The following is a 22700-nucleotide window of genomic DNA, read 5'->3' as shown; positions in this document are numbered from 1 at the left end:
GAAGGTCTCGACGGTATCCAGCGATACAGGAAGTGGGCCTTTTTCTTACGGTGATGCATCGCGGAAACGCCGCAAGGCCGGCGCATTCGGGATGCTGACCTGCCGGGCCCGCGTTTCAATGAGCCCGTGTCCCGCCAGCGCATTCAACGTGCGGGTGACGGTGACGCGGCTCAATGCCGTCATGGCGCCAATCTGCTCATGCGTCAGATCGACGGTGAGTTGTTTCGATGCCTGCGCCGATGGCAGGCGTGCCACACGCAGCAGCAAATCGATGACCCGCTCCTTGGGCGCCGCCGAGGCCACCCCGGCAAGCTTGGCGACGATCATGTGATTCTTGAAGCCGAGCAGCTGGATCAACGAGGTCGCGAGCTCGGGAAGCTCCGAAAATTGCTCCGCGACATCCGCCGGGCGATAGCGGCTGAGAATGGCCGGCGCGACCGCCCGGGTCGTCGTGGGCCGAGGACTGTCGGCAAACGCCGGGCCTTCGCCAAAAATCGCACCCGGTCCGAAGATCTCGAGCAGGAACTCCGAGCCGTTGCTTCGCTGGATCGTGGAGTGAACGAACCCCGATCGCAAAAGATAGAAGTAGTCGTGCCGTTCGCCTTCGCGCGCAATGGTGTCGCCGGCCTCCAGGGTGACGAAGCTTCCCAGATGCGTGGCGTCGGTCCACGGCGCAGACAGCGTCTGGGATGCATCCCAACTGGCGTACGCCGAGGGGGGCGAATTTGTTCTTTTCATGGGAGCGTCTTGCCCGGGTCGGAGAAAGGCAAGCGGCCCATCGTGCCGTCGCGCTAGGTCGTGGGCTCATCGAGCGGCGTGTCCGCCGCCAGGTGGGCGATGTCGCTCCAGCCCACGAGGCTGAAGCCCTCGGGCGTCCACAGCATGCGGTTGATGGCCGCGTTGCCCAGTTGCCAGGTGCGCGGCGCCTGCAGCTCCTGCCGGGTGGCGGCGCGGTACAGCACGTCCATCACGCCGCCGTGCGCGACCAGCACGACCAGTTCGCCCGGATGGCGCGCCGCCAGTTCGGTAGCCACGCCCGTCACGCGGTCGCGGAATGTCAGCAGGCTTTCGCCGCCGTCGGGTTCGAATTCGGGGTCGCGCTCGCGCCAGAGCTTGGCCTGCACCGGCAGCGTGGCTTCGATCTCGGCGAAGCTCAGGCCCTCGAAATGTCCAAAGGCCCGCTCGCGCAGGCGCGGCTCGGGCTGCACGGCCAGGCCATGGGGCTTGGCGATTTCCTCGGCGGTCTGCCATGCGCGAGAGAGGTCGCTGGCGTAGACGACACCAATCGGCTCGTCGGCCAGCGCACCGCCGGCGCGCCGTGCCTGCCAGAGCCCGGTCTCGTTGAGCCCGATGTCGAGCTGGCCCTGGATGCGGGTGTCGACGTTCCAGGCGGTTTCGCCGTGGCGAACGGCGATCAGGCGGGTGGCTTCTTCCATTCGCGGGATTCTAGAAGCGCTACTTTTGGGCCGCGGGCAACTCGATGTTGACCCGGCGCTCGCCCTGCGGCGGGTTCGGAAAGCCCTGCAGCGCTGCCTGGAACATCACCGGCAGGATCGCCGCGCTCGAGGTGTAGGGGCCGTCGTTGCGGGCGCGGGTCTCGTAGACCACGCGGTTGGAGCCCACCTCGCGCAGCACCACGCTCACTTCGCGCTCGTACCAGGGGTTGGCTGGCGGCGCGAACGCCGGGCCGCCATACCAGCCGCCGCCGTACCAGCGCCGGCCGTAGTAGCCATAGCCGCCGTAGCCATAACCCCAGGGGCCGTTGTAGAGCCACGGATCGGCCCAGGGCGAGAGGCCGGCCGTCACGCGTGCGCCGATCTGCGCGGTGTACTGGGGCTTGGCGTCGTCGCGGCGCAGGCCGGCCTTGTCGAGCGCCGCGGCGGCCATGGCTTCGAGCGATTCCTGCCGCGCGCCGTCGGCCTGCTGCGAGGGCAGGCGGTCGAAGCGATAGGTGGCTCCGGGCGCCACGGTGCCGGGGGAGGCAAAGCTCTTGACGTCGCTGTCGACCACCCAGGAGGTGGCGCAACCCGTCAGGCTTGCTGCAAGAAGAAGAGCAGAGAACGCAAGTTTCATGAGGGTCTCCGGGCGCAAAGCCCAAAATTCCCCTGGGTTGCCCGGTCAGCCCTGGACGATGCGCAGGGCGGCAGGTGCCTGGGAGAGCAGATCGAAGGAGGGGGTGTCGAAGGCCTTGTCGCCATCGTCATCCGCCACGCCCGTCGCCTTCAGACCCTTGAAGTCGTGCCGTGTTCCGTCGAGCAGGTGCGAAGGCACCACGTTCTGCAGCGCGGTGAACATGTTCTCCACGCGGCCGGGGTACTTCTTGTCCCACTCGCGCAGCATTTCTCCGACCTGCTTGCGCTGCAGGTTTTCCTGGCTGCCGCACAGCGTGCACGGAATGATCGGGAACTCGCGGTGCTGGGCCCAGCGCACCGTGTCTTTTTCGGCCACGTAGGCCAGCGGGCGGATCACGATGTGCTTGCCATCGTCGCTCACCAGCTTGGGCGGCATGCTCTTGAGCTTGCCGGCGAAGAACATGTTGAGGAAGAAGGTCTGCAGCATGTCGTCGCGGTGGTGGCCCAGCGCGACCTTGGTGGCGCCCAGTTCGTCGGCCACGCGGTACAGGATGCCGCGGCGCAGCCGGCTGCACAGGCCGCAGGTGGTCTTGCCCTCGGGGATCACGCGCTTGACGATGCTGTAGGTGTCCTGGTTCTCGATGTGGAAGTCCACGCCCAGGTCGCTCAGGTACTTGGGCAGCACCTCTTCGGGAAAGCCGGGCTGCTTCTGGTCGAGGTTGACCGCGACGATGTCGAAGTGAATCGGCGCGCGCGCCTTCAGCTTGAGCAGGATGTCGAGCAGCGCGTAGCTGTCTTTGCCGCCCGAGACGCACACCATGACCTTGTCGCCCTCTTCGATCATGTTGTAGTCGACGATGGCCTGTCCGACCTGGCGGCACAGGCGCTTTTCGAGCTTGTGCGTTTCGCGCTCGATCTTCAGGGAATTGGCAGTGGCGTCGGCGGCGGCGGGCGCCTCGTCGATCCAGACGGCGTTCATGGGCAGGCTACTTCGGGGAGTCGGGGGAAGGGGGTGATTGTCCCCGATCCCCATTCCGCACGCTACGCGGCGGGAAAGGCGGTGCGCATCGCCTCCACGAAGAGCCGCAGCTTCGCCGGATAGAAGCGCGCGTACGGGTACGCCAGGTACACCGGCGCGGGCGTCCCGCGCCACTGCGGCACCAAGTGCAGCAGCCGGCCCGCGGCGATCTCCTCGGTCAGCATCCATGTCGACGACACGCCCGCGCCCAGGCCCAGTACGGCGGCGCTGCGCAGGGCGTAGAGGCTGTCGGTAGTCATGCGCGGGCGGATCGGCACGCGGCACACCTCGCCGGTGGCCTCATGCGTCAGCACGACCTCGGTGCGGTAGAAGTTGCGCGCGGCCAGCCAGGGCAGGGCTTCCAGTTCGCGGGGGTGGGTGGGCACCGCGGCCGCGCCCTCGAAAAGAGAAGGCGCGGCAATCGCGATGCGCGGCACCTCGGACAGCCGGATCGCCACCACGGCCGGGTCAGTCACTTCGCCGACGCGAATCGCACAGTCAACGCCCTCGGCGATGAAGTCGGGCGTCTGGTCGTGCGGGCTGTCGTGCAGCAGCCATTCGACCGTCACCTGCGGGTGGCGCTGCAGGTACTCGGCCAGCGGGCCGACCAGCAACTGCTGCCCGAAGGCATGCGGCGCCACCACGCGCAGCCGGCCCTCGGGCTGGTCGCCGACGCCGCGCAGCTCGGCCTCGAAGGCGCCCCAGCTCTGGATCAGCTCCTTGGCGCGATCGAAGCAGCGCTCACCGTCCTCCGTGAGCTTCATCGCATGCGTGGAGCGCTGCAGCAGCCGCACGCCCAGCGAGCGCTCGAGCGCCTGCAGGCGGCGGCTCACGGTGGGCTGGGTGGTGCCCATCTGCGTGGCCGCGGCTGACAGGCTGCCGGCCTCGACGATGCGCACGAAGGTCTGCATCAGCTCGATGCGGTCGGCGGGAGCGGGCTTTTCCATACGCCAAGCGTATATCAATTGTTCGACCCGGGAGGCTACCTTTGGCTGCTGCAGCCCTGCAAACTCCAGCCCTTGTTTCCTGGTTATTAGGGTTAATACCATGTCTTCCATTCAATCAACGCATGAGCGACTGCCCGGCTCGCTGATCCTGCTGCTGGCCGCCAGCGCCGGCTTCGGTGTCGCAGCGCTTTATTACAGCCAGCCAATGCTGGGCGTGCTCGGGCCCGACATCGGCGCCTCGGCCCGCTCCGTGGGTTTCGTCCCCACGCTCACGCAGCTGGGCTACGCGCTCGGCATCCTGCTGCTCGCGCCGCTGGGCGACCGCTTCGACCGCCGCCGCATCATCCTCGTCAAGGCCTCGGTGCTGGTGCTGGCGTTGCTCGGCGCGGCTTTTTCGCCCTCGGTCGGCCCGCTGCTGGCGGCCAGCCTCGTCATCGGCCTTGCGGCCACCATGGCGCAGGACGTGGTGCCGGCCGCCGCCACGCTGGCGCCCGAGGCGCACCGCGGCAAGATCGTCGGCACGGTGATGACGGGGCTGCTGCTGGGCATCCTGCTGTCGCGCGTGCTCAGCGGCTTCGTGGCCGAGCACTTCGGCTGGCGCACGATGTTCGTGGTCGCGGCGGCCAGCATCGCGTTCATCGGAGTTGCCGCGGCGCGCGGCCTGCCGCACCTGCGCCCGACCACGCAGCTGGGCTACGGCGCATTGCTGGGCTCGCTGGCGGATCTGTGGAAACGCCATAGCGCGCTGCGCCGCGCCGCCTTTGCGCAGGCCCTGCTGTCGGTGGGTTTCAGCGCCTTCTGGTCGACGCTGGCCGTGATGCTGCACGGCGCACCCTTCCATCTTGGCAGCGCGGCTGCCGGCGCCTTCGGCCTGGCTGGTGCGGCGGGTGCGCTGGCCGCGCCGCTGGCCGGTCGCCTGGCGGACCGCCGCGGCCCCGAGCTGGTGATCCGCATGGGCGCCGTGCTTGTCGTGGTGTCGTTCGCGGCCATGCTGTTCGCGCCGCTGATGGCGCCCGCCACGCGGCTGGGGTTGATCGTGGCCAGTGCCATCGGCTTCGACTTCGGGCTGCAGGCCGCGCTGATTGCGCACCAGACCGTGGTCTACGGCATCGACCCCGGTGCGCGCAGCCGGCTCAATGCGGTGTTCTTCACCGGCGTGTTCATCGGCATGGCCACGGGTTCCGCGCTCGGCGCCCTGGTGCTGGCGCAGTGGGGCTGGTCGGCCGTGGCCTTGCTGGGAGCGGTGTCGGGGCTGGGCGCGCTTGCCGTGCGGATGTGGCCCGTGGCCGTCAAGCCCGCCGTGGCTTGTGGTTCAGCAGCCTGAGGGGCTGTTGCTCACCACTCGCCGGCTTCCATGCGGATCGCCACTTCGCAGTCGTCGAAGATTTCGAGCTTGGCGATCTTCACGCGCACGCCCAGCACGCCGGGCAGTTGCAGCAGGCGCTGCACCAGTTTGCCGATCAGGCTTTCGAGCAGGTTGACGTGCTCGGCCGTGCACTCGTCGATGATGATGCGGCGCACCTTGCGGTAGTCGAGCACGTGGAAGATGTCGTCGTCCTGCGGCAGCAGCGGCTGCGGGCCGAGGTTGAGTTCGGCATCGACCAGGATCGGTTGCGGCGCCGTCTTCTCCTGTTCGAGGATGCCCAGGTTGGCGTCGAAGCGCAGGCCCTGGAGGGTGAGTGTCTGGTGGCCTTGCGAGGGAGTGGACATGGTGGTGGTGCTCACATGAGCGAGAAATCGCGCTCGAATTTCATCAGGTGCTGGCCGCCGTCCACCAGCAGGGTGGTGCCGGTGATCGAGCGGTTCTCCAGCGCGAACTTCACCGTGGCGACCACGTCGTCTGGCGTGGAGGAGCGGCCCAGCGGCGACAGCTTGTGCAGTTGCGCGAACTTGTCGTCGTCCAGCATGTGGCTCGCCAGCGTGAGGCCGGGCGCCACACCCACCACGCGCACGCGCGGCGCGAGGGCCAGGGCCAGCATCGGCGTGGCGGCTTCGAGCGCGGCCTTCGACAGCGTGTAGCTCAGGAAGTCGGGGTTCGGGTTCCAGAGCTTCTGGTCGAGCAGATGGACGACCGCACCTTGCGCGTCGCGCGCCGCCAGATGTTCGTGCAGCGCCTGCGCCAAGAGGATGGCCGCGCCGGTGTTGCTGCGCGCATGGCGTTCCATGAGCGCATAGCCGAAGGTGGCGGCTTCGTCGTGCTCGAACAGCGCGGCGCTGTGCACCACGGCGTCGACACTGCGAAAGCGCGCGACCACGCGGGGCAGCAGGGCGCGCGTGGCCTGTTCGTCTTCGAGGTCGGCGGCGAACAGGGCCGAGTCGCCCGAGAGCGCGGCGCAGTCGGCCACTGTCTGCTCGGCCTCCGCCAGCGAACTCCGGTAGTGCACCGCCACTTGCCAGCCGCCTGCGGCAAGCCCCAGCGCGATCTCGCGGCCCAGCCTGCGGCCTGCGCCCGTGACGAGAACGGTGCGGCGGGAGGCAGGGGCTTGGGAAACGGGGCTCATGCGGGGAGAGGGAGAATGGCGCTGTGACGACAAAGACGACCCCCAGCAGTTTACCTACCGCCCTCGACCACCTCATCGCGCGTTCCGTCGAGCGCGCGGGCGGATGGATCGGGTTTGACCGCTTCATGGCGCTCGCGTTGTATGCGCCCGGCCTGGGCTACTACGCCAACACTTCCGCCAAGTTCGGGCACATGCCTTCTTCGGGCAGCGACTTCGTGACGGCGCCGGAACTCACACCGATGTTCGGGCAGACCCTGGCAGCGCAGGTGGCCGAGGCGCTGGAGAAGACGGGGACCGACACGGTGTGGGAATTCGGTGCTGGCTCTGGTGCATTGGCGGTTCAGCTGCTGCATGCGCTCGACGAGATGGGGCGCACCGATGTGCGCTATCGCATCGTCGATCTCTCCGGCACGTTGCGGGAGCGGCAGCAGCAGGCGCTGGTGCGGTATGCGGATCGTGTCGAGTGGCTGAACGAGCTGCCCGAGTCGATGGAAGGCGTGGTGGTCGGAAACGAAGTGCTCGATGCGATGCCTGTGCAATTGCTGGCGCGGGTGGGGGGGCAGTGGTTTGAGCGTGGGGTGGTGCGCAATGCGCAGGGCGACGGTTGGACCTGGGCGGACCGCCCTACCGAACTTCGCCCGCCGCTCGATGTGGCTGGCGAGCATGACTATCTGACGGAGGTTCATCCGCAGGCTCGGGCTTTTATCGCGACGCTGGCGGACCGGCTCCGGAAGGGGGCGTCTTTTCTCATCGACTACGGATTTCCCGAGGCCGAGTACTACCACCCGCAGCGGCACATGGGTACGGTGATGTGCCACCGGGCGCATCAGGCTGATGGTGATCCGCTGTCCGACGTGGGCTACAAGGACATCACTGCGCATGTCGACTTCACTGGGATCGCGTTGGCCGGGCAGGACGCGGGGCTCGTGGTGCTGGGCTATACGAGTCAGGCGCGGTTTCTGCTGAATTGCGGGTTGTTGGCTCGGATGGAAGCCGGGTCTGTCGCCGAGCGGGCGATGGCTGCGCGGTTGATCCATGAGCATGAGATGGGGGAACTGTTCAAGGTTGTCGGGTTTGCTGTTGGGGAGCCTTGGGATGCGATGGGGTTTGTTGAGGGGGATCGCAGTCATACGCTTTGAGTGTTGTGGCTGTTTGTTTTCCCGGGGCCGGGACTCGCCCCGGCGGGCGACCTACTTTTCTTTGCTTCGCCAAAGAAAAGTAGGCAAAAGAAAGGCGACCCCACTGTCTGCGACCCCTTCGCTGTGCGAAGGGGCAACCTGCGGTGCTCGCGTTTCGCGGGGTCTCGCCCAAACTCGCTTCGCTCAGACAAGGGCGAGCCCTTATCCGCGAAACGCTGCGCTCCTCGGCGCAGCCAGAGGGGAGGGGAGACGGAACGGGCCTTTGCTTCGCTCGGCTTGGTATTGGCTGTTGGAAGTTCGAAGGCCGAGCGCAGCGATGGCCTGCTGGGCTCCCCAATCCCTTCTGGCTGCGCCGAGGAGCGCAGACGTAGGAGGGATCAGGGCCGCAGCTGTCTGAGCGCAACGCAGTGGAGCGAGTTCTGCGGACCCCCTCCGGAGTCGAGCACCGCAGGTTGCCCGAAGCGAAGCGTAGGGACGCAGACAGTAGGGTCGCCTTTTCTTTGGCTACTTTCTTTTGGCGAAGCAAAAGAAAGTAGCTCGCCCGCCGGGGCGAGACCCGGCCCCGGAACCCAAACATCCAAAGTCATAAGCTATCAACGAAGAGTTCGTTGGAGAAGCCCCCCTCGACCCCTACATTCCCGGCATGACAGCCGTTCTTTCCAGCAGCAGGCCCGAGCCCGCCGCACAGCACTTCGAAGTGCGCCCCTTCGACGCCCCCGTAGGCGCCGAAATCATCGGCCTAGACATCTCGAAGCCAATCAGCGCCGAAGACTTCGCCCGAATACACAAAGCCCACCTCGACCACCACGTCCTGGTCTTCCGCAACCAGCGGATCACCCCGCAAGAGCACATCGACTTCAGCCGCCGCTTCGGCCCGCTCGAAATCCACGTCTTGCACCAGTTCCAGCTGAAGAACCACCCCGAGATCCTCATCGTCTCCAACATCAAGGAGAACGGCGAGCCCATCGGCCTCGGCGATGCGGGCGTCTACTGGCACTCCGACATTTCGTACAAGCCCAATCCCAGCCTGGGCTCCCTGCTGCATGCACAGGAGCTGCCGAGCGAAGGCGGCGACACGCTGTTCGCCGACCAGCACCTCGCCTGGGAGTCGCTGAGCCCCGAGCTGCAGCAGCGCATCCTGCCGCTGAAGGCCGAGCACAGCTACCTCGCCAAATACGAAGAGCTGCGCGCGAAGAACCCGTGGCGCCCCAAGCTCTCGCAAGCGCAGATCGACCAGGTCGCGCCCGCCGTCCAGCCTGTCGTGCGCACGCACCCGGAGACGGGCCGCAAGGCGCTGTTCGTCAGCGAACATTTCACGACGCGCATCGTCGGCATGCCGCAGGGCGAAAGCGACGCCTTGCTCGCCGAGCTGTTCGCACACAGCGTGAAGCCCGAGTTCGTGTACCGCCACCAGTGGGCGCCGCACGATCTGGTGTTCTGGGACAACCGCTCGCTGATGCACCTCGCAGCGGGTACGCCAGACCACCTGCGCCGCCGCCTCAACCGCACCACCATCGTCGGCGACACGCCTTTCTGATTTCTCTTCCGAACCACAGTCAATGAACCGCTTCACCCGCAAAGCCGCCGCGCTCGTCACCGGCCTCGGCCTTCTCGCCGGCAGCCTCGCTGCACACGCCGAAGGCCAGATCCGCATCGCCGAGCAGTTCGGCATCGTCTATCTGCTGCTCAACGTTGCGCAAGACCAGAAGCTCATCGAGAAGCACGCCAAGGCCGCGGGCGTCGACGCCAAGGTCGAATGGGTCAAGCTCTCGGGCGGCTCGGCCGTCAACGACGCGCTGCTGTCCGGCAACATCGAGATCGCGGGCGCCGGCGTGGGCCCGCTGCTCACGCTGTGGGATCGCACCAAGGGCAAGCAGAACGTGAAGGGTGTGGCCTCGCTGGGCAACTTCCCGTACTACCTGGTGAGCAACAACCCGAATGTGAAGACGATTGCCGACTTCACCGACAAGGACCGCATCGCGCTGCCCGCCGTGGGCGTGTCGGTGCAGTCGCGCGTGCTGCAGTTCGCCTCGGCCAAGCTGTGGGGCGACAAGGAGTTCAACCGGCTCGACAAGATCAGCGTGGCGCTGCCGCACCCCGATGCGGCGGCAGCCATCATCAAGGGCGGCACGGAGATCACGGGGCACTTCGGCAATCCGCCGTTCCAGGAGCAGGAGCTGGCGGGCAATCCGAATGCGCACATCGTGCTCAACTCGTACCAGGTGCTGGGCGGTCCGTCGTCGGCGACGGTGCTCTATGCGACGGAAAAATTCCGCAGCGAGAACCCGAAGACGTACAAGGCGTTTGTCGATGCGCTCGACGAGGCGGCGAAGTTCGTCACGGCCAACCCCGAGAAGGCTGCCGACATCTACCTGAAGGTGAGCAACGCGAAGCTCGACCGCGATCTGCTGCTGAAGATCATCAAGAACCCCGAGGTGCAGTTCAAGACCACGCCGCAGAACACGTACCCGCTGGCGGAGTTCATGCACCGTGTGGGCGCGATCAAGAACAAGCCGGCTTCGGTGAAGGATTACTTCTTCGACGATGCGCAGAATTCGTCGGGGAATTGATCGATGAGCACGGCAGCGGCTTTGCCTTCCCGGGGTGAATCCCTCTCCCATCGGGAGAGGGCGGGGGTGAGGGGGGAGCCTCTGGCATCGCCACCCGCCCTCACCCCAACCCTCTCCCGCGAGCGGGAGAGGGGGCAAGAAAGCGCACCGCTGCTACAGGTGGACGGTGTCAGCCTCGAATACCGCACCCCCGAGCGAGTCGTCCGCGCCACGCACCGCGTGAGCTTCGACGTCCACGCCGCCGACCGCTTCGTGCTGCTCGGCCCCTCGGGCTGCGGCAAGTCCACGCTGCTGAAGGCCGTGGCGGGCTTCATCCCGCCGGTCGAAGGCGAGATCCGCCTCGAAGGCCGACGCGTGACGCAGCCCGGCCCCGACCGCATCGTCGTGTTCCAGGAGTTCGACCAGTTGCCGCCGTGGAAGACCGTGAAGCAGAACGTGATGTTCCCGCTGCTGGCCTCGCGCACGCTCGGCAAGAAGGAAGCCGCCGAACGCGCGCTGCACTACCTCGACAAGGTCGGCCTTGCAAAGTTTGCCGACGTGCATCCGCACCAGCTCTCGGGCGGCATGAAGCAGCGCGTGGCCATTGCCCGTGCGCTTGCGATGCAGCCGCGCGTGCTGCTGATGGACGAGCCCTTCGCCGCACTCGACGCGCTCACGCGCCGCAAGATGCAGCAGGAACTGCTCGAGCTGTGGGACGAGGTGCGCTTCACGCTGCTGTTCGTCACGCACTCGATCGAAGAAGCGCTGGTGGTGGGCAACCGCATCGCGCTGCTTTCGCCGCACCCGGGGCGCATGCGCGCCGAGATCAACAGCCACGGCTTTTCGCTTGCCAGCTTGGGCGGTGCGGAATTCCAGGGCACGGCGCAGCGTATCCATGACATGCTTTTCGAGGAAGAGCACGAGGAGGCTGCGGCATGAGCGCCATCGTTCCTCCCATCCGCCCCGAGTACGAACGCACGCTCGAGCCCTTCACCGAACTACCGGTCGAACGCACGCTGCCCCTGGGTGCACGCATCTGGTCGCAGGCCTGGCTGCGCAAGGGGCTGATCCTCGCCGTCATCGCTGTGCTGTGGGAGCTCGCGGCCCGCTGGCAGAACAACGACCTGCTGCTGCCCACCTTCACCGCCACGGCGAGCGCGCTGTTCGAAGGGCTTGCCAGCGGCGAGCTGATCGAGAAGGTGCGCATTTCGCTGGCCGTGCTGCTGCAGGGCTACCTCGCGGGCGTGCTGCTGGCCTTTGCGCTCACCACGCTCGCGGTGTCGACACAGATCGGCCGTGACCTGCTGGACACGCTCACGTCCATGTTCAATCCGCTGCCCGCCATCGCACTGCTGCCGCTGGCGCTGCTGTGGTTCGGGCTGGGGCGCGGCAGCCTCGTGTTCGTGCTGATCCATTCGGTGCTGTGGCCGCTGGCGCTCAACACCTATGCGGGCTTCCAGGGTGTACCCGAGACGCTCCGCATGGCGGGGCGCAACTACGGGCTGAAGGGCCTGCGCTACGTGCTGCAGATCCTGGTGCCGGCTGCGCTGCCGTCGATCCTGTCGGGCCTGAAGATCGGCTGGGCCTTTGCGTGGCGCACGCTGATCGCGGCCGAGCTGGTGTTCGGCGCGTCATCGGGCAAGGGCGGCCTGGGCTGGTACATCTTCCAGAACCGCAACGAGCTGTACACCGACCGCGTGTTCGCGGGCCTTGCGATGGTGGTACTGATCGGCCTGCTGGTGGAGAGCCTGGGCTTCAAGACGCTGGAGCGGCTCACGGTGCGCCGCTGGGGCCAGCAGCGCTAGCTAGCCGCTGGTCTTCTTCGAGGCCTGTCGCATGGCGCGCAGCTCGCTGTTGAGGAACTCGTTGGCGTCGCGCACCGTGCCGTTGTTGAGCTTCACCTTGTAGGCCTGCCCCGTCATCTCCGAGCGCGATGCGCAGCGCTCGATGAAGTCTTCGGCCGTCACCAGCTCCTTTTTGAAGTAGTCGTACTTGGCTTGCATGTGCTTGGCGGCGTCGGCGGCGGTGTATTCGTTGCCGTTGCGCAGGAAGACCATGGCCGACATCTTCGAGACGCGCTGGATCAGCGTGTCGATCAGCTTGTCCTCGGCGTCGGAAGGGGTGGCGTGCGCCAGCAAGGCCGAGGCGCCGAGCAGGAGGGCGAGCAGCGTGGTGCGCAGGAATTTGAGCGAGGCCATTTGTTTTGTCTCCTGGCAATTTCCGGGCCATGCTAGGACTGGCGCCCCCGCCGTGTCAAACCCGGCCCGGCTCGGGTCTAATCGCAGGTTTTGGCATGTGTTAACCACTCTCCCATGAGCTCCTCGACCCCCGATCTTTCGTCGATTGCCCAGGCGCTGGCCGATGCCGCCGCAGCGCAGTCGATGCACTACTTCCGTACGCCGCTGGACATCATCACCAAGGCCGACGAAAGCCCGGTCACGCTGGCCGACCGCGCTGCGGAGACGGCCATGCGCGAAATTCTTGGTGCGCGCGTGCCGGCCGACGGCATCTACGGCGAGGAGCACGGCCCCGAGCGGCTCGACGCAGAGCGCGTCTGGGTGCTCGACCCCATCGACGGCACGCGCAGCTTCATCACCGGCTCACCGCTGTGGGGCACGCTGATCGGTGTGCTGCAGGGCGGCCGCATCGTGCTGGGCGTGGTCGACATGCCGGTGCTCAAGGAGCGCTGGATCGGTGAGGCTGGCAAGGGCGCCACGCGCGACGGCCAGCCCGTGCGCGTCAGCAGTTGCACCGAGGTGGCCAAGGCCCGCATCGTCACCACCTCGCCCGACATCTTCGCGCCGGCCGACTGGACTGCCTTCGACCGGCTCAGCCGCCAGTGCGCCATGCGCCGCTTCGGCGGCGACTGCTACGGCTACGCCCAGCTGGCGGGCGGCACCATCGACCTCGTGGTCGAGACCGGCTTGCAGCCTTACGACTACCTCGGCCCCGCCGGTCTGATCGAGGCCGCGGGCGGCATCATCACCGACTGGCAGGGCCAGCCGCTGGGGCTCAAGTCGGACGGGCGGGTGATCGCGGCGGCAACACCCGAACTCCACCGGCAAGCCATGGCCATCCTCTCGGCCTAGACTGTCGAACATGTTCCGCTGGCTGATCGTCGTCGTCCTCGCACTGGTGCTCATGAGCGGCCTGACCGCCTGGCTGCGCCGCTTCGGCTTCGGACGGCTGCCCGGCGATTTCGAGTTCCGCGCCTTCGGCCGCGAGTGGCAGCTGCCGATTGCCAGCACCGTGGTGCTCAGCATGATCGCGGCGCTGGTCGCTCGTCTTCTGTAGAGAAAAGACAAACAGCAATGAGAGCTTGCGTAGACATCGGCGGCACCAAGGTGGCCGTAAGCCTTTCCGCCTCGAGCGACGCGCCGCTGATCGGCCGCCGCAGCGAGCCCACGGCCAAGACCGGCGACAACGACGCGGTGGCGGTGCAGATCATGCGGATGATCGACGAGGTCTGCGCGGAGCAAGGCATCGATGCCGCCACCATCGACCGCGTGGGCGTGTCGTCGGCCGGGCCGTTCGAACTGCGCGAGGGCAAGGTCGAGTTGGCCACGCCCAACATCTGCGGCGGCATTGCCGGCCCGGCGCGCGGCCTGCCCAACACATGGATGACCGCACTGGTCGAGGCGCCGCTGGCAAAGCGCTTCGCCCGCGTGCGGGTCGAGAACGATGCGGTGGCCGCGTTGGAGGCCGAGCGCCACTGGGGCGCGCTCAAGGGCCTGGACGATTGCGCCTACGTCACGTGGAGTACCGGCGTCGGCGTCGGCCTGTGCGTGGACGGCCGAGCGCTGCGCGGCAAGAACGGCAACGCCGGCCATGCGGGCCACAGTTTCGTGGTGGACGACGCCAGCGGCGCGCTGTGCGGCTGCGGCAACGTCGGCGACGTCGAAGGGCTGATTGCCGGCAACTCCATCGCCCGGCGCTTCGGCCAGCCCGCGGCCGATCTTTTCAGCTCGGCGGTGGCCGGCGAGCGGCATTCGCTGGAAATCGTCGATGCGCTGTGCCGGGTGATGGGCCGCATGCTCTACAACCTGATCGCCACGCTCGACCTGCAGCGCATCAGCCTGGGCGGCAGTGTGTTCTGGCACCACCGCGACTTTCTGCTGCCCCGGCTGCAGGCGCATGTAGACGGCAAGTTGCCGCCGCTCACGCAAGGCGTGCGCCTCGTGCCCGCCGGCCTGGGCGACAAAGTCGGCGACTACGCTGCGCTGGCGCTGCTCGACTGAACGGCCACCGTACCATCCGGCGAACACCATGACCCTGCCGCCTCGCCGTCGCTCGTATGCCTACTTGTTGTGGCTGGTGGGCGGCTTCATCGGGGCGCATCGCTTCTATCTCGGGAGCTACCTGGGCGGCGCGGCGCAACTGGCGCTGCTGCTGTATGGCGTTGCCGGCCTGCCGGGATCGCGCTTCGGCCTGGCGCTTGTGCTGCCGTGGATGCTGTTCGACGTCTACTGGATCTACCGGCGGATGAAGCAGCAGGACGGGGCCGCTGTCGAAGATGGTGATGAAGCTCCGATCCGCCAGCGCACTCGCCGCGCTGGGACACGGGAGGCCAAGGAATACGACCTCGCCGCCCTCGCCGAAGTCAACAAGCTGCAGGAGCGCTTCGTGGCCGCCGCCGAGGCCGAAGACTGGGCCGGAGCCGTTGCCATCGCCGAGCAGATCGTCGCCACCGCGCGCCGCGTGTTCAAGGGCCCGCACCAGAACCTCGCGATGACGCTGTGCATGCTCGGCCAGGCCTGCTACCAGTTCAAGGCCTTCGACAGGGCCCGGGCCAGCCTGGAGGAAAGCCTCTCCATCGGCCGCAAGATCGGCATGCCGGCGGAAGACATGGACATCGCCCGCAAGGCCCTCGACCTGACCCTGACCGGCATCGCCGAACGCAAGGCCCACGGCGCTGCATCCGACGAAGAAGGTGCGCTGCTGAACCTGCTCGAAGACCGCGACGCGCGCTACCGCGACGCACTGGCCCAGGGCGACTTGCCCCGTGCCGAGAAGTTCTGTGCCGAGGCCGTCACCGCCAGTCGCCGGCTGTACGGCGGCGCGGACAGGGCCGTGGTACTCCAGCTGGCCAGCTACGCCGAACTGTGCCGCCGCCTGCAGTGGTACGACAAGGCACAGGCCTCCGCGGATGAAGCCCTGGCCATGATCGGGCTGCTCGGCCTCGACGACAGCTGGCGGCGCGGGCCCACCAACACCCTGGCGCTGCTGCATGCCGCGGCCGGGCGAGCCGAAGAGGCTGAAGCGCTCTACAAGAAAACCATCGCCATGGCGGTGGCCGAAGCCCGGGGCGGCTCCAGCGATGGCGTGGTGCGCGCCTTCAACAATCTGGCGTTTCTCTATGCCGAGTCCGGCCAGGACGCCAAAGCCGAGCTTTGCTACGCGCGTGCCCTCGTGCACCTCGACAAGCTCCCGCCGGGCGAGGGCGACGCCGAACTGCACTCCGACATGCTCAACAACTTCGCCAGCCTGTTCATGGCGCGCCGCGAATTCGACAAGGCCAGGCCGCTGTTCGAGCGTTCGCTCGACATCCAGCAGGGCAGCTGCCGAGGCATCTCGCAGGCGGCCGCAACCGCCCACAACGACTTGGGCCTGATCGCGCAGGAAGAGGGCGACTTGCGCCAGGCGCTGATGCACTTCAAGCGCACGCTGCTGCTCAACCAGATCTGCGCGCCCGACCACTTCAGGAACATAGACAACGCGCAGCGCAACATCGACAGCGTGAGCATGGTGCTCGCCACGGTGGCGCGTGCCGCACGCATGGAACCCAGCACATGAGCATCGGCGCGGCTTTCTACGCCCTCGATCGCTACCGGCTGCGCGCGCTGGTGATCGATCCTTCCACCGTGTCGGGCTTCCTGCATTCACCGGCCGCGCAGGGCGGCCCCCACGACAGCCAGACGGTGGAGCAGGCCTGGGACGTGGTGCGCACGCTGCTGCCCGAGGCGGTTGACGGCGAAGAGCTCGACGGCACCGACGGGCTGGGCTGCATCTACCTCACGGCCGCCCATGTCGAGCGCACGGCGGCCCGGCTCGCGCAGCGCGACGTGGCGGAACTGGTGGGCCGCTTCACGGGCGAGCCGGCGAAGTTCGGCGAGCTCTACTGGGCCAAGGTCTGGCAGGACGGCGCGCGGGACCTCGCGGGCTTCATGGAAGGTGTGAAGCGCTTCTTCGCCGGCGCGGCCGCAAGGCGCGACGCCGTCGTGTTCTACATCGTCTGAATCGCCGGCTGGCTGCTAGTGCGGCGGCCGCACGGCCGACACGATCTCGCCCAGCCGCCGCAGCCCCGCATCCACCGCCTTCGAATACGGCCAGCCGCAGTTGATGCGCAGGTAGTTGTCGAAGCGCCCCGAGTTCGAGAACTGCGCGCCCGGCGCCACCAGCATGTGTTCGCGCAGCGCCGCGTCGAACACGTCCACCGACGAGCGTTGCCCGGGTAGCTCGACCCACAGCTGCAGCCCGCCGCGCGGCAGGTTCAGCCGCGTGCCCGCCGGAAAGTACTTGGCGATGGCGTCCGCCGTCTGGTCGCGCTGAACGTGCAGCCGCTCGCGCAGCCGGCGCAGGTGGCGGTCGTAGCCGCCGCTCGCGACGAACTCGCCCGCGGCGATCTGCGCCAGCGCCTCGTTGTTGCGGGTCTGCGCGTACTTGAGCATTTCCACCTGCGCGTGCCAGCGCCCGGCGGTGATCCAGCCCAGCCGCAGCCCCGGCGCCAGCACCTTGTGCAGCGAGGCGCAATAGATCACGTTGCCCGTGCGGTCCCACGACTTCACCGCGCGCAGCGGCGCGTCGCTCTCCACGAGGTCGCTGTAGGTGTCGTCTTCGACCAGCGCGATGCCGTGGCTCTCGCACAGGTGCACCAGCCGCTGCTTGTGGGTGTCGGGCATCACGCTGCCGATGGGGTTCTGCAGGTGCGGCACCACCACCACGGCCTTGATGTCGTCGTAGGTGTGGATGGCGAGGTCGAGCGCTTCCAGGGAGATGCCGGTCTGCGGGCTGGTCGGAATCTCCAGCGCGCGCAGCCCCAGGCTTTCGAGCACCTGCAGCAGGCCGTAGAAGGTGGGCGACTCCACGGCCACCGTGTCGCCGGGCTTGGCGATGGCGCGCAGCGCAAGGTTAAGCGCCTCGATGCAGCCGTTGGTAACGAGCACTTCGTCGGGCGGCACCGTCATGCCCACGCGCAGGCTGCGCTGTGCCAGCGCTTCGCGGAACTGCTCGTGGCCTTTCTGCGACGAGGCGGTGGTCAGCAGCTCGGGCCGCTGGCGCAGTGCGCGCGTCATGGAGTTGCGCAGGGCCTCGGCGGGGTACAGCTCGGGGGCCGCGCGGGCGATGGCGAAGTTGAGCTTCACGCCTGTGTGCCGGCCACGCGCCATGAAGTTGGCCATGCGCGTGCGCATGCTGACGAACTGTGCGGGGTCGGGCGGCACGTCGGCAATCGGCTCTTCCATCGGCGCGATGGCCATCCGCTGCGGCCGCCGCACGAAGTACCCCGAACGGTCGCGGGCCTCGACCCAGCCGTCGCTTTCCATGGCGCGGCAGACCTGCAGCGCGGTCGACAGGCTGATGTCGTGCAGCCGCATGAGGCTGCGCAGCGAGGGCAGTTTGTCGCCCTGCTTGAGAGAGCCGGTGTGGATCGCGTCCACGTAGTGCGCGGAGAGCTGGCGGTAGAGCGGTAGCGAGTCCATGGGGTCGATGTTCCCCGTATCGGGCATCCGAAAACAGATGCAGTTGCTAGGGAAAACGACCATAACAGATGCGTTGGCGACCCGGCTGTTCCGGTTCCGATAGCCATGTTGTGTGCCTGTTTTTTGGGCGGTCAAATTCCTACGATGAACCCTCATCCACCTGAGGTTTCGCCATGATCACCACCCTCTCCCAAGCGCCCGATTCCATTGTTCTGGAGCCCGGCCAATCCCTGCGCACCTCGGTCGATGCCGGGGCCTGGCTTCAGTTGGCCGAGGGGCGTGCCCGTGTGGTGTCGCCGCCGGGCTGGTTCGGCGAGACCGTGTTCATGGCGGAGACGCTGCTCGAGGAAGGCGACGTGCATCGGCTGCCGCACGGCGGCTGGATCGAAGTGTCTGCGCTGACGCCGGTGCATTTGCGGGTGCACATGCCGCTGGTTGCGCAGGTTTCGCCTGTGGAGGCGCGGCCTGTGATGCGCTTTGTGCGTCTGCTTACTGGCTGGTGACCTGCATTCGGGGGGCGTGCGAATGACACCGGGTACTCCCCTGCGCGAATGTCCCCCGGCCTGCGGCCTCCTCCTTTATTTCGCTGCGGGGAGCACCCGATGCCATTCGCACATAGGCACAGTCGGCGTGATCGCCCCCGAGCAATCAACGTTCGCTAGCCGCCTCCCGCAGCGCCTCGAGAAAGCTATTCCGCCACCAGTGAATGTCCTGCTCACGAATGCGAGACAGCAGCTTCTGGTGCCGTTCGCGCCGCTCTTCCAGCGGCATCTGCAGCGCCTGCTGTACCGTCTCCGCCGTGCCGTGTGTGTCGTACGGATTCACCAGCAGCGCTTCTTTCAGCTGCTCGGCCGCCCCCGCAAAGCGTGACAGCACCAGCACGCCCGGGTCCGCCGGGTCCTGCGCCGCGATGTATTCCTTGGCGACGAGGTTCATGCCGTCGCGCAGTGGCGTTACCAGGCCCACTGCCGCCGCGCGGCACAGCCCTGGCACCCGCTTGCGCGCCACCATGCGGTGGATGTAGCGCACCGGCATCCAGTCGAGCTCGCCGTAGTCGCCGTTGATCGCGCCGCACAGCGATTCGAGCTCGCGCCGGATGTCGCCATACGCGTCGACCGTCTCTCGCGTGGGCGAGGCGATCTGGATCAGCGTGGCGCTGCGCCGGTTCTCGGGGTAGTTGGCCAGCAGCTCGCGGAACGAACGTACGCGCTGCGGAATGCCCTTGGAATAGTCGAGCCGGTCGATGCCCAGCAGCAGCCGGCGGCTCGAATACTCGCGCTTCATGGTCTCGTACATGTCGCGCGACTCCTTCGCATGCGTGAGCGCCGCGAATTCGTCGACGTCGATGCCGATGGGAAAGGCGCTGCTTCGCACCGTCTGCCCGTAGGCTCGGTACATGTCGTTGCCCAGGTACTCGCCGTGGGCCTCGTTGCGCACGTAGTGCTCGAAGTGCTGCACGTCCTGCTGCGCCTGGAAGCCGATCAGGTCGTACGAGAACAGCGAGCGCATCAGCCACTCGTGCTGCGGAATGGCCGCGGTAATGATCTGCGGCGGCAGCGGAATGTGCAGGAAGAAGCCGATGCGCTGCCTGCAGCCCATGGCGCGCAGCTCGGCTGCCAGCGGGATCAGGTGGTAGTCATGCACCCAGATGATGTCGTCTTCCTTCAGCAGCGGCAGCAGCTTGCGAGCGAACAACTGGTTCACGCGCCGGTAGCCGCCGATGAAGCCGGCGTCGAAGTGCGCCAGGTCGAGCCGATTGTGGAACACAGGCCAGAGCACGTCGTTGCTGTAGCCGAGGTAGTAGCTGTCGTGGTCTTCGCGGCTCAGGTCGATGGTGGCCAGCGTGACCTTGCCGGCCTGCTGCCGGTGCAGTTCGCCTTCGCCCGTGGGGCCGCCTTCGATGACCTGTCCGCTCCAGCCGAACCACATGCCGCCGCTTTGCTGCAGGCTTTCGCCGAGCGCCACGGCCAAGCCTCCGGCTGCCGGCTTGCGTGGGTCTGCCACGCGGTTGGAAACGACGACTAGACGACTCATATGCACGAATCCCAGGGAGCGGACAGGCGCACGGCCGCGTTGATGATGCCGACCATCGAATAGGTCTGCGGAAAGTTGCCCCACATCTCGCCCGTGACCGGGTGCGTGTCTTCCGACAGCAGGCCCAGCGGGTTGCGCGCGGCGAGCATGGTCTCGAAGATCTGGCGCGCCTCGGCCTTGCGGCCGATCTTGGCGAGCGCGTCGATGCGCCAGAAGGTGCAGATGTTGAAGGCGGTCTCGGGCTTGCCGAAATCGTCGGCCGCTTCGTAGCGGCGCATGTAGGGGCCGTCGCACAGCGACTTTTCCATTGCGTCGACGGTGGAGATGAAGCGCGGGTCGCGCGCGTCGATCAGGCCCACCTCCACCATCAGCAGGATGCTCGCGTCGAGTTCGTGCCCGCCGAAGCTCTCGGCAAAAGCCTGGCGCTCTTCGCACCACGACTTGGCGAGGATCTCTTCCTTCATGCGCGCGGCATGGCCGTGCCAGTAGGCGGCGCGCTCGGGCAGGTGCAGCGCGCGGGCGATCTTGCTGAGCCGGTCGCAGGCGGCCCAGCTCATCAGCGCCGAGCTGGTGTGCACGCGGGCGCGGGTGCGCAGCTCCCACATGCCGGCGTCGGGCGTGCCGTAGACGCGCACCGCCTGCTCGCCCACCGCCTCGAGGTGCGGAAACTCCGCCAGCCCCGCGCGGCTGAGCAGCCGGTGGTCGTGAAAGGCCTGTGCCGCGCCGAGCACGATGTTGCCGTACACGTCGTGCTGGAAGTGCTCCTGCGCCTGGTTGCCCACGCGCACCGGGCCCATGCCGCGGTAGCCCGCCAGGTTCTCGACAAAGGACTCGGGCAGCTCACGCTCCAGCCCGATGCCGTACAGCGGCTGGATGTGCTCGCCGTGCGAGCCGATCACCACGTTGCCGAGCCAGCGCAGGTAGTCTTCCATGGTGCCCACTTCGCTCAGCGAATTGAGCGCGCGCACCACGAAGAACGCGTCGCGCAGCCAGCAGTAGCGGTAGTCCCAGTTGCGCTGGCTGCCCGGCGCCTCGGGAATGCTGGTGGTCATGGCGGCGACGATGGCGCCGGTGTCCTCGTACAGCGAGAGCTTCAGCGTGATGGCCGCGCGGATCACCGCTTCCTGGTACTCGAAGGGAATGGCCAGGCGCTTGCTCCAGGTGCGCCAGTAGGAGATGGTCTCCTGCTCGAACTTGCGCGCGGTGTCGGCAATGCCGTCGAGCAGCGTCTCGTCCACGCCGAACATGAAGTTGTATTCGCGCGAGAGCACGAAGGGCTGGCGCGAGAGGATGTGCGAGATCGATGCGTCGGTGTTCAGCCGCAGCGTCACGTCGGGGCCCACGTAGCGAATGTGGTTGCTGCCGCGCGTAACCTCCACCGGTGCCGAGGCGCCCCATTGGAAGCGCGGGTCGAGCGACACGCGGATGCGCGGCGCGCCGGCAATCGGCCGCACGCGGCGCACCATCATCAGCGGGCGGAAGTAGCGCGAGCGGCTGTAGAAGCGCGGCGCGAAGTCGGTGATCTCCACGCCCTGGCCCGCGCTGTCGAACAGCTGCGTGCGCAGCACGGCCGTGTTCGGCTCGTACCACTGCTTGGCTTCGGCGAAGTCTTCGATGTCGATGCTCCACGCGCCCGCATCCTCGCCAGGGTGCAGCAGGGCGTTGAACACCGGGTCGCCGTCGAAGCGCGGCAGGCAACACCACACGGCACGGCCGCGCGCGTCGATGAGCGCGCTGTAGGCGCAGTTGCCGATCACGCCGACGTTGAGCGAAGGCTCGGCCGGCGGGGCAAAGCCGCGCGGGCCGGGGGCTGCGGCTGCCTGCATGTCGGCCGGCGCGCGGTCGTCCGGGCCGGCCGCGCCTGCCAGCGCCTGGCCGGCGCGATCCTCGGGCGCCACCGGCAGTTGTTGTTCGCTCATCGGGGGCTCCTCGGAGATTCTTCAGTTTTCGTCGGGCGTTGTGCGCCCAGCATGTCGCGTGCCTGCACCAGCCATTCGTAGACCGCGCGCGGCGATTCGAGCCGGTGCAGCGCCAGGCTCGGCCCCGGGCCGACCTTGATGGCGATGCCGCCGCGCGGCTGCACCACGGCAAAGCCGCTCTCGTCGGTGGTGTCGTCGCCCAGAAAGACCGGCGTGCGGCCCGCGAACGGCGCCTCGGTCATGAAGGCGTCGATGGCGATGCCCTTGTTGACGCCCGTGGGCTTTACCTCGAACACGAACTTGCCGTGCATGAGTTCGAGCTGCGGATGGTTTTCGATGGCGCGCGACATGGCGTCGCGGCATACGGCTTCGAGCTGCGGTGCGAGCCGGTAGTGCAGGGCGATGGCGGCGTGCTTGCGCTCCACCAGCAGGCCTTCGTGCACGCGCGCGAGTTCGTTGGCAATTTCCAGGATGGGAATGAGGTCGGGCGGGCGCTGCTCCTGCGTGTGGCCGCTGGCGTTGCGGCGCTGCACGCCGTGCTCGCCGGCCGCGGGCAGCCGCAGCGGCGCAAGAAAACGGTCGATGGAGTCGATCTGGCGGCCCGACACCACGGCAAGCGCGCCGCCGAGTTGGTCGCGCAGGTCGCTCAGCAGGGGCACGAGGGCAGGCGGAATCTCGATGGCTTCAGGCGTGGGCGCAAGCCCGACCAGCGTACCGTCGAAGTCGAGGAAGAGGGCTGCATCCCGGCCCAACGGAGGAGGCAACTGCAAGTTGCTGGAGGACTTTGGCATCGGGAAAAACCTTAACACGCGTCGAAGCATGCG

The 22700-nt window shown here is 67.4% G+C and carries 24 protein-coding genes; 12 read left to right on the top strand and 12 right to left on the bottom strand.

What is annotated here, in order from left to right:
* Positions 1–45: 45 nt before the first annotated feature.
* The 5 genes from NWF24_RS26745 to NWF24_RS26725 form a co-directional block, all read right to left on the bottom strand.
* On the bottom strand, positions 46–738 hold the full coding sequence (locus NWF24_RS26745) for a Crp/Fnr family transcriptional regulator (protein ID WP_258351187.1): 693 nt from the start codon (positions 736–738) through the stop codon (positions 46–48).
* 53 nt (positions 739–791) lie between these two features.
* Positions 792–1436 (bottom strand): histidine phosphatase family protein, encoded by a 645-nt coding sequence (locus NWF24_RS26740; protein WP_258351186.1) that lies wholly within the window; start codon positions 1434–1436, stop codon positions 792–794.
* Between the two features lie 19 nt (positions 1437–1455).
* On the bottom strand, positions 1456–2073 hold the full coding sequence (locus NWF24_RS26735; protein WP_258351185.1) for a DUF4136 domain-containing protein: 618 nt from the start codon (positions 2071–2073) through the stop codon (positions 1456–1458).
* A 45-nt stretch (positions 2074–2118) separates the two neighbouring features.
* Complete coding sequence (gene ttcA / locus NWF24_RS26730) at positions 2119–3051, bottom strand: tRNA 2-thiocytidine(32) synthetase TtcA (protein ID WP_093056159.1); 933 nt, start codon at positions 3049–3051, stop codon at positions 2119–2121.
* A 62-nt stretch (positions 3052–3113) separates the two neighbouring features.
* On the bottom strand, positions 3114–4037 hold the full coding sequence (locus NWF24_RS26725) for a LysR family transcriptional regulator (protein WP_258351184.1): 924 nt from the start codon (positions 4035–4037) through the stop codon (positions 3114–3116).
* A gap of 100 nt (positions 4038–4137) precedes the next feature.
* Here NWF24_RS26725 and NWF24_RS26720 point away from each other — a divergent pair, with 100 nt between their 5' ends.
* Positions 4138–5361: an MFS transporter gene (locus NWF24_RS26720; RefSeq protein ID WP_258351183.1), complete on the top strand. Its 1224-nt coding sequence runs from the start codon at positions 4138–4140 to the stop codon at positions 5359–5361.
* 11 nt (positions 5362–5372) lie between these two features.
* On the opposite strand, the gene NWF24_RS26715 is transcribed toward NWF24_RS26720, so the two are convergent.
* Positions 5373–5747 carry a dihydroneopterin aldolase gene (locus tag NWF24_RS26715; protein ID WP_258351182.1) on the bottom strand — a complete coding sequence of 125 codons (375 nt, stop codon included), beginning with the start codon at positions 5745–5747 and terminating at the stop codon, positions 5373–5375.
* Between the two features lie 11 nt (positions 5748–5758).
* On the bottom strand, positions 5759–6538 hold the full coding sequence (locus tag NWF24_RS26710; RefSeq protein ID WP_258351181.1) for an SDR family oxidoreductase: 780 nt from the start codon (positions 6536–6538) through the stop codon (positions 5759–5761).
* A gap of 23 nt (positions 6539–6561) precedes the next feature.
* Here NWF24_RS26710 and NWF24_RS26705 point away from each other — a divergent pair, with 23 nt between their 5' ends.
* From NWF24_RS26705 to NWF24_RS26685, 5 genes are all read left to right on the top strand, one after another.
* The gene (locus NWF24_RS26705) at positions 6562–7677 is read left to right on the top strand and encodes a class I SAM-dependent methyltransferase (RefSeq protein ID WP_258351180.1); all 1116 of its coding nucleotides are present in this window, start codon (positions 6562–6564) and stop codon (positions 7675–7677) included.
* A 643-nt stretch (positions 7678–8320) separates the two neighbouring features.
* Positions 8321–9214 (top strand): TauD/TfdA dioxygenase family protein, encoded by an 894-nt coding sequence (locus NWF24_RS26700; protein WP_258351179.1) that lies wholly within the window; start codon positions 8321–8323, stop codon positions 9212–9214.
* 22 nt (positions 9215–9236) lie between these two features.
* Positions 9237–10247 carry an ABC transporter substrate-binding protein gene (locus NWF24_RS26695; protein ID WP_258351178.1) on the top strand — a complete coding sequence of 337 codons (1011 nt, stop codon included), beginning with the start codon at positions 9237–9239 and terminating at the stop codon, positions 10245–10247.
* A gap of 3 nt (positions 10248–10250) precedes the next feature.
* On the top strand, positions 10251–11165 hold the full coding sequence (locus NWF24_RS26690; protein ID WP_375338415.1) for an ABC transporter ATP-binding protein: 915 nt from the start codon (positions 10251–10253) through the stop codon (positions 11163–11165).
* The gene (locus NWF24_RS26685; RefSeq protein ID WP_093078655.1) at positions 11162–12031 is read left to right on the top strand and encodes an ABC transporter permease; all 870 of its coding nucleotides are present in this window, start codon (positions 11162–11164) and stop codon (positions 12029–12031) included. Before NWF24_RS26690 ends, NWF24_RS26685 begins: the two co-directional genes overlap by 4 nt.
* Here NWF24_RS26685 and NWF24_RS26680 read toward each other — a convergent pair whose 3' ends face one another.
* Positions 12032–12424, bottom strand: coding sequence for a DUF5329 domain-containing protein (locus tag NWF24_RS26680; protein ID WP_258351177.1), 393 nt, complete (start codon positions 12422–12424; stop codon positions 12032–12034).
* Between the two features lie 114 nt (positions 12425–12538).
* Here NWF24_RS26680 and hisN point away from each other — a divergent pair, with 114 nt between their 5' ends.
* Genes hisN through NWF24_RS26655 form a run of 5 tightly spaced genes read left to right on the top strand, consistent with a single transcriptional unit; the run spans position 12539 to position 16462 of the window.
* The gene (gene hisN, locus NWF24_RS26675) at positions 12539–13315 is read left to right on the top strand and encodes a histidinol-phosphatase (protein WP_258351176.1); all 777 of its coding nucleotides are present in this window, start codon (positions 12539–12541) and stop codon (positions 13313–13315) included.
* 10 nt (positions 13316–13325) lie between these two features.
* Complete coding sequence (locus tag NWF24_RS26670; protein ID WP_056509065.1) at positions 13326–13520, top strand: DUF2905 domain-containing protein; 195 nt, start codon at positions 13326–13328, stop codon at positions 13518–13520.
* Between the two features lie 17 nt (positions 13521–13537).
* Positions 13538–14464, top strand: a complete 927-nt coding sequence (locus tag NWF24_RS26665) for an ROK family protein (RefSeq protein ID WP_258351175.1) — start codon at positions 13538–13540, stop codon at positions 14462–14464.
* 28 nt (positions 14465–14492) lie between these two features.
* The gene (locus NWF24_RS26660) at positions 14493–16019 is read left to right on the top strand and encodes a tetratricopeptide repeat protein (RefSeq protein ID WP_258351174.1); all 1527 of its coding nucleotides are present in this window, start codon (positions 14493–14495) and stop codon (positions 16017–16019) included.
* Complete coding sequence (locus NWF24_RS26655) at positions 16016–16462, top strand: YfbM family protein (RefSeq protein ID WP_258351173.1); 447 nt, start codon at positions 16016–16018, stop codon at positions 16460–16462. Before NWF24_RS26660 ends, NWF24_RS26655 begins: the two co-directional genes overlap by 4 nt.
* Before the next feature lie 15 nt (positions 16463–16477).
* Here NWF24_RS26655 and NWF24_RS26650 read toward each other — a convergent pair whose 3' ends face one another.
* Entirely contained in the window at positions 16478–17923 is a 1446-nt protein-coding gene (locus NWF24_RS26650) for an aminotransferase-like domain-containing protein (RefSeq protein ID WP_258351172.1), read from the bottom strand.
* A 173-nt stretch (positions 17924–18096) separates the two neighbouring features.
* Here NWF24_RS26650 and NWF24_RS26645 point away from each other — a divergent pair, with 173 nt between their 5' ends.
* Positions 18097–18426 carry a hypothetical protein gene (locus NWF24_RS26645; RefSeq protein ID WP_258351171.1) on the top strand — a complete coding sequence of 110 codons (330 nt, stop codon included), beginning with the start codon at positions 18097–18099 and terminating at the stop codon, positions 18424–18426.
* A 145-nt stretch (positions 18427–18571) separates the two neighbouring features.
* On the opposite strand, the gene otsA is transcribed toward NWF24_RS26645, so the two are convergent.
* The 3 genes from otsA to otsB are packed head-to-tail and all read right to left on the bottom strand — an operon-like array spanning position 18572 to position 22667.
* Positions 18572–19957: an alpha,alpha-trehalose-phosphate synthase (UDP-forming) gene (otsA, locus tag NWF24_RS26640; protein WP_093056131.1), complete on the bottom strand. Its 1386-nt coding sequence runs from the start codon at positions 19955–19957 to the stop codon at positions 18572–18574.
* Complete coding sequence (locus NWF24_RS26635) at positions 19954–21876, bottom strand: glycoside hydrolase family 15 protein (protein WP_093056129.1); 1923 nt, start codon at positions 21874–21876, stop codon at positions 19954–19956. Before NWF24_RS26635 ends, otsA begins: the two co-directional genes overlap by 4 nt.
* On the bottom strand, positions 21873–22667 hold the full coding sequence (gene otsB / locus NWF24_RS26630) for a trehalose-phosphatase (protein ID WP_258351170.1): 795 nt from the start codon (positions 22665–22667) through the stop codon (positions 21873–21875). The genes NWF24_RS26635 and otsB overlap by 4 nt, the downstream gene beginning before the upstream one ends.
* Positions 22668–22700 lie beyond the last annotated feature (33 nt).

The organism is Variovorax paradoxus, assembly GCF_024734665.1.
GTDB lineage: Bacteria > Pseudomonadota > Gammaproteobacteria > Burkholderiales > Burkholderiaceae_C > Variovorax.
Note: the sequence above shows the minus strand (reverse complement) of the source record. Positions and strands in the feature narration are given on the sequence as shown.